This is a genomic window from Pseudomonas sp. 05T35 (assembly GCF_056396605.1).
In genome coordinates this window covers 1-452 of sequence record NZ_JBFTLU010000969.1, presented here as the reverse complement: position 1 = coordinate 452, position 452 = coordinate 1, and the positions used below count along the sequence as shown (strand labels likewise).

General features: G+C 64.1%; 1 protein-coding gene. It reads right to left on the bottom strand.

What is annotated here, in order from left to right; translation table 11 throughout:
• Positions 1-397, bottom strand: a 397-nt coding sequence (locus AC1DH9_RS30955) for an Ig-like domain-containing protein (RefSeq protein WP_477809562.1), incomplete at its 3' end; no start/stop codon positions are given.
• Positions 398-452: the final 55 nt, after the last annotated feature.

Here is a 452-nt window from a genome sequence, read left to right as displayed (position 1 = left end):
GCGTGAACGCGTGACCGTCGTCAACATCGGTGTCGTTGGCCAGCACGTTGATGCTCAGGGTCTGGTTYTCCGTGCCGGCGGCCGTATCGGCCACCGCCACCGGCGCGTCGTTGGTGCCGGTAATGGTCACATCCACCGTGGAACTCGAGAGCGCGCCGTGTTCATCCTGCATCTGGTAAGTGAGCGTCACATGCTCGACAACGCCCTGCGCCAGATGATCAAAGTCGGCTCCCGGATTGAATACGAGCTGGTTGCCGACCACGCTGGCCGTACCCTTGTTTGCCGGCGCGCTGGCCGAGTTCAGCGTGAACGCGTGACCGTCGTCAACATCGGTGTCGTTGGCCAGCACGTTGATGGTCAGGGTCTGGTTTTCCGTGCCGGCGGCCGTATCGGCCACCGCCACCGGCCACCGGCGCGTCGTTGGTGCCGGTGATGGTCACATCCACCGTGGA